Source organism: Novosphingobium sp. NDB2Meth1, from assembly GCF_900117425.1.
Classification (GTDB): Bacteria; Pseudomonadota; Alphaproteobacteria; order Sphingomonadales; family Sphingomonadaceae; genus Novosphingobium.
Window position 1 is genome coordinate 1 of sequence record NZ_FPEH01000010.1, and the last position, 5642, is coordinate 5642.

Here is a 5642-nt window from a genome sequence, read left to right on the forward strand (position 1 = left end):
TCAAAGAACCACCAGACAGAATTTGGCGGACAACCAACGTTCCCCGATTTTCGCTACCGGGGGACCTGGTGTCCGACTATGCTGGCGACCAGCAAAAATGGAAGCGATGCCGCCGTCCCTGCCGGTGGAGCGCATCTGATGGACGGCGGTTGATTCGTCAAGCACGAAATCAAACTTTTTTGATCCGGCCTGCAAAAAGGAGGCGCAGCAGCCCGAGGGTCAGGGATCAGACGGGATCAGTGTCAGGCTCGTCTGGCGTCCGTCGATGAAGCGCACGGTCTTCCCGTCAAAAAAGGCATTCTCCTCGGCGCGAAAGTCGACCCGCTGGCCTCCCCATTCAGGCACGACGGCATAGGAGGTCAACTCGATCGACCACGCGGTATTGGCATGGATCGCAGCATCTCCGCGCGGGTCGGCGTTCTGGTTGTCCCAGAAACCGATCGATGGTCCGGCGCCGTGGCCGTGGAAACCGATGGGATGCGAATAGATTGAAGGATCAAGCCCCGCCGCCTTGGCCTCAGCCCGCGCGCGGGCCAATGCTTCATTGCCGCTTCGCCCGACCACGAACTGGCGCAGCAAGGCATCCTGCACCTTGTTGCTGTTCGCAAGGCCCTGCCTCAGCCCCGCTGGCGCCTCGCTCTCGCCCGGCTTCAGCACATAAGCGAGGTGCTGCGTATCGGTGTTGAGCCGCAAGTAGGTGATCCCGAAGTCGGTCCACAGGAGGTCGCCCGGACGGATCACCTCGTTCCCCTCGAGCATGCCTTCGGCGCCCTTGCGCTGGATTGCGATCGAGGGATGGAACCAGGCATCGAGGCCCAGCTGAAGCAGCCGATCACGGTACCACCATTGCACCTGCTCCGCCGTCGTCACGCCCGGGGTGATGACCTTGCGCGAAAAAGCCTCGGCGATCACGGCGTGGGCGGTGCGCTCGATGGTCGGATAGAGCGCCATTTCCGACGGCGTGCGCGTTTCCAGCCAGCGGATCGCCAGCCCCTCCCCGCTGACGATGCGGGCGCGCAGCGCCTCAGGCAGGGCAGCGGTGAACTTGTCGTACTGGCTGACGGTCATGCCGTCGGCGAACTGGTGGAGATCGGAAATGTTGACCGCGATCTTCCCCGGATTGCGCGCCGCGATGATATCGGCCACGGCCTTCCACTGGTCCGGCTGCTTCGCCGGATCCCACGCCGGCTTGAACAGGCCGCCGAGTCCGTAGCGGCTCACCGTCAGGCGCTCGACCGGCTTGCCCTCGCCCGGATCGTGGAAGATCAGGATCGTGCGCCGCCGCGCATGCATGTTCTCGGCATCGAGCATCGTGGCGACCACCGGCTCCTCGAAATACTCGCGCGCGACGAGCAGCCAGAGGTCGATGCCTTCGGCGCGCATGATCGCCGGGATCACCGTTTCGAGCCGTTCGGAGAGGATGCGGTTCTCGGTTTCGGCCCGCTCGCGTGCAGAGAGGATTGGCGGAACGGCGGGGGCGGCCTGCTCCGTGTCGCTCATGCCGATGGGCGCGGCGAATGCCGGACTTGCCACCAGCACCGCCGCAGCGGCCAGCAGATGCTTCATGCTGCGCGTTCCAGCGCCGCGCGGATCGTTTCGGCGATACGGCCCATGTGATCGGGCTCGACGATCAGCGGCGGCGAGAGCGCGATGATGTCGCCTGTCACGCGGATCAGCAGGCCGGCGCGGAAGCAATCGGTGAACACGTCATAAGCGCGTGCGCCGGGAGCGCCGTCGCGGGAGGCGAGCTCGATGCCGCCGACGAGACCGATGGTGCGCACGTCGATCACATGCGGCGCATCGCGCAGGCCGTGGAGCGTATCGGCCCACAAGTCCGCCAGCGCGGCGCCGCGGGTCAGCAGGCCTTCGCGGGCATAGATGTCGAGCGTGGCGAGGCCCGCGGCGCAGGCGACGGGGTGGCCGGAATAGGTATAGCCGTGGAACAGCTCGATGAGGTTTTCCGGCCCGTTCATCAGACCATCATGCACCGCACGGCTCGCGAAGACGGCGCCCATCGGCAGGGTGCCGTTGGTGATGCCCTTGGCGGTGGTGATGAGGTCCGGCGTGACGCCGAAGTAGTCCGCGCCGAACGGCGTGCCGAGGCGGCCGAAGCCGGTGATCACTTCGTCGAAGATGAGCAGGATGCCGTGCCGCGTCGCGATTTCGCGCAGGCGTTCGAGATAGCCCTTGGGCGGCGGCAGCACGCCGGTGGAGCCCGCGACCGGCTCGACGATCACAGCAGCAATGGTCTCCGCGCCGTGGAGCTGGACAAGCCGCTCGAGATCGTCGGCCAGTTCCGCGCCCTGTTCGGTCATGCCGCGGGTAAAGCGGTTGCGCGACAGGTCGTGGGTGTGGCGCATGTGGTCCACTCCCGGCAGGCTGGTGAACACGCGGCGGTTGTTGAGGATGCCGCCGACCGAGACACCGCCGAAGCCGACACCGTGATAGCCCCGCTCGCGCCCGATGAAGCGGGTGCGCGTGCCCTGGCCGATGGCGCGCTGGTAGGCGAGCGCGATCTTGAGCGCGGTGTCGACGGACTCGGAACCCGAGCCGGTGAAGAACACCCGGTCGAGCCCCGCGGGCGCGATCTCAGCAAGGCGGGTCGCGAAATCGAAGCCGATGGGGTGGCCCATCTGGAAGGCGGGCGCGAAATCCATCGTGCGGATCTGGTGGGAGACCGCGTCCGCGATTTCCTCGCGCCCGTGCCCGGCATTGACGCACCACAGGCCCGCCGTGCCATCGAGGATCTCCCGGTCGTCCGCCGAGCGGTAGAACATGCCGCGCGCTTCGGCGAGGAGGCGGGGCTGCGACTTGAACTGGCGGTTGGCGGTGAAAGGCATCCACCAGGCGGCAAGATCGGGCGTGTTCATCGGGGCAGGACTTTCCGGACGCGGTAAAACGAACCAGTGCAGCGTGGCACGTTCCGCGCGCCGCGAAAAGCCTCAGGCAACCTCGCGCAGCGCCGGCAGCGCGCAGACAGCATCGAGGCCGAGTACGTGGGCAACGCGCCCCAGCCCCATCCACACCGCGACGCAGAAGGCGAGATCGACGATCTCGTCATCGGTGAGCGCGGCCTTGCAGCGCGTCCAGAAATCCTCGTCGGTGGCGAGCGCCTTGGGATCGAGCCCGACTTTCTCGGCATATTCGATTGCGAGCTTCTCGCGCTCCGACAGGACCGGCGAAGTGCGCCATTCATGGACGGCAGCGTAGAACGCCTCGTCCGGCGCCGGGCCATTCGTGCGCTCGATGTCTGGCCGATCGCGCAGCACGCGAAAGTTCTGGCAGAGCTGGCACCCGTTGATCAGCGCCGTGCGCATCCGCGCGCCTTCGAACAGGCGGGTGGGCAGCTTCGACATGCGGTAGGTGACATCGGAAAAGCCGAAAGCGGCGTTCACGATCTCGGGCGCGTAGTGCTCCGAGAGGTGGCCGAGCGGGTTCATGTGATGGGCTTCGGGCAGAGCAACACGCATGGCATCCTCCTTCATGGTCTGGCACAGGGCCTGCGGGCGATCAGACGCCCGGCAGCCCGCGTTCTCCACTCCCGAATCTGACAGGCGCGGGCTGTGCAGGAAAGGGACGTTCGGCGGGGAAGGTTGACGGGGTTGACACAGTCCAGAGCAAAAACCGGCAGCCCCGGCGCAGGGCGATCTGTCCCGCAGGAGGACGGCCGAAAGCGGCGGATTTGCAAGGATTCGCAGCGCATTTCGGGACTATGCCGCAAGCGTGTGCATGTAGGACAGCAGTTTATAAATAACAGACGCGTCTGTTATTTATCGGGATGTGAGAAGACTGTTTAGGGAGTGCTGGAACGGGGTTTGGGATGGGGGCAGGTGTGTGGCAGGATCGATGGAGGGCGTGAGGTTTGGGGATTTGGTAAAGTGTCACCGTAATTCGTAATCCAGATGTCTGCGAGGAGATCCTCGGCTATTGAATTGAATTTGACATGATTGGGAGCGGTTCATGGCAATCATTACCGGCACTGGCTCCAACGACACCTTATCCGGAACCTCCGCCAATGGCGAGCTCACTGGCGGTGCAGGCAATGACATTTTTGCGTTTACAGGGCGCCTGTTCGGTGAAGACGTCATCACCGACTTCGTACAAGGTCAGGACCGGATCAATCTTTCTGCCCTGGGCATTGCCGATCTGGCAACATTGCGGGGCTACATGGCAGAGAACCTTGGCAACACCATCATCCGCCTTGTTTACGACAGCACGCCGGAAACGATCACCATCAATGGTGTTCTGCCGAGCCAGCTGACTGCCAGCGATTTCATCTTCAACACTGCGACGACGGCATCATCTCTCACAGGAACCGTCAACGGCGACATGCTGTTCAGCAGCAATGGCAACGATACGCTGAACGGCGGCGGTGGTGACGATGTTCTCAACAGCGGCGCTGGGGCCGATACGCTGAACGGCGGCGGTGGTGACGATGTTCTCAACAGCGGCGCTGGGGCCGATACGCTCGTTGGCGGCAACGGTGATGATTGGCTGACCGGCGGCAACGGAAACGACATTTTTCGCTATCCCGCCCGCCAGTTCGGCAACGATGTGATTGCAGACTTCGTGAGCGGTCAGGACAAGATCGATCTCTCGATCCTTGGCGGGGCCGATCTGCCGACACTGTCGAACTACATGTCTGATGAAAGTGGCAGTACCGTCATCAGGCTTCTCTATGGCGGTGCACCGGAAACGATCACCATCCACGGCGTTCTGCTTAGCCAGTTGACGGCGGACGATTTCATCTTCAACCCCGCAGCACCACCCCCCACCGGGACCGTCGCCGACGACGTACTGTTCGGCGGCAATGGCAACGACACCCTCGACGGCTCCAGCGGTTACGACGACCTTTATGGCGGCGCCGGTGCCGACACCCTTATCGGCGGCATTGGCAATGACTTGCTGACGGGCGGAAGCGGCAACGACATATTTGCCTACACCGCCCTTGCGTTCAACCAAGATGTGATCACGGACTTCGTGAGAGGTCAGGACCGGATCAATCTCGCGCCGCTCGGCTTTGGCGATCTGGAAACGCTGTCGCCCTTTGTCTCCGAGAACCTTGGCAATACCGTGATCAGTTTGCCCTTCTCAAAGGGAACAATCACCATCAATGGCATTCGACCGAGCCAGCTGACCGCCAGCGATTTCATCTTCGACACTGCGACGACAGCTAAGACGCTGACCGGAACCCTTGGCAGAGATGTGCTGATCGCCGGAAATGGCAACGACACGCTGAACGGCAGGGATGGCGACGACGTTCTCATCGCCGGCGCCGGTGCTGATACGCTGATCGGCGGCGATGGCAACGATACACTCTGGGGCGGGAGCGGCGATGACACGCTCTTCGGCGGCTCTGGCGCGGACACGCTGACCGGCGGCAGCGGCAACGACATCTTTTCGGGCAGCGCGGCGGAACTGAACGGCGATACGATCACGGACCTCGATATCGGCGACCGGATCACCTTTACCGGGGCTGCGGCGGCGGGCAGCCCGGCGTTCACTTATTCGCTCAGCGGCAATACGCTGACCTTCACCGGTGGTTCGCTGACCCTGCAGAACCTGCGCCCGGGCACTATCGTCACGGCGGCGGCCGGCGCATCGCCGGGTAACGTCGATCTCGTGTTGCAGCGCGGCGGCCT

4 protein-coding genes are annotated in these 5642 nt (G+C 63.8%); 1 reads left to right on the forward strand and 3 read right to left on the reverse strand.

Annotated features, from left to right (window positions below):
* Window positions 1-219: 219 nt before the first annotated feature.
* From NDB2M1_RS00155 to NDB2M1_RS00165, 3 genes are all read right to left on the reverse strand, one after another.
* Window positions 220-1566: a M24 family metallopeptidase gene (locus NDB2M1_RS00155; RefSeq protein ID WP_072378559.1), complete on the reverse strand. Its 1347-nt coding sequence runs from the start codon at window positions 1564-1566 to the stop codon at window positions 220-222.
* Entirely contained in the window at window positions 1563-2870 is a 1308-nt protein-coding gene (locus NDB2M1_RS00160; protein ID WP_054122726.1) for an omega-aminotransferase AptA, read from the reverse strand. The genes NDB2M1_RS00155 and NDB2M1_RS00160 overlap by 4 nt, the downstream gene beginning before the upstream one ends.
* A 72-nt stretch (window positions 2871-2942) precedes the next feature.
* Window positions 2943-3470, reverse strand: a complete 528-nt coding sequence (locus NDB2M1_RS00165; protein WP_054122728.1) for a carboxymuconolactone decarboxylase family protein — start codon at window positions 3468-3470, stop codon at window positions 2943-2945.
* Between the two features lie 490 nt (window positions 3471-3960).
* Here NDB2M1_RS00165 and NDB2M1_RS00170 point away from each other — a divergent pair.
* Window positions 3961-5642, forward strand: a 1682-nt coding sequence (locus NDB2M1_RS00170) for a calcium-binding protein (protein ID WP_171955284.1), incomplete at its 3' end; no start/stop codon positions are given.

What these genes read in the sequence shown, in the direction of transcription:
- NDB2M1_RS00155 (WP_072378559.1), bottom strand. Translation starts at nt 1,566, where the DNA reads ATGAAGCATCTGCTGGCCGCTGCGGCGGTGCTGGTGGCAAGTCCGGCA.
- NDB2M1_RS00160 (WP_054122726.1), bottom strand. Translation starts at nt 2,870, where the DNA reads ATGAACACGCCCGATCTTGCCGCCTGGTGGATGCCTTTCACCGCCAAC.
- NDB2M1_RS00165 (WP_054122728.1), bottom strand. Translation starts at nt 3,470, where the DNA reads ATGCGTGTTGCTCTGCCCGAAGCCCATCACATGAACCCGCTCGGCCAC.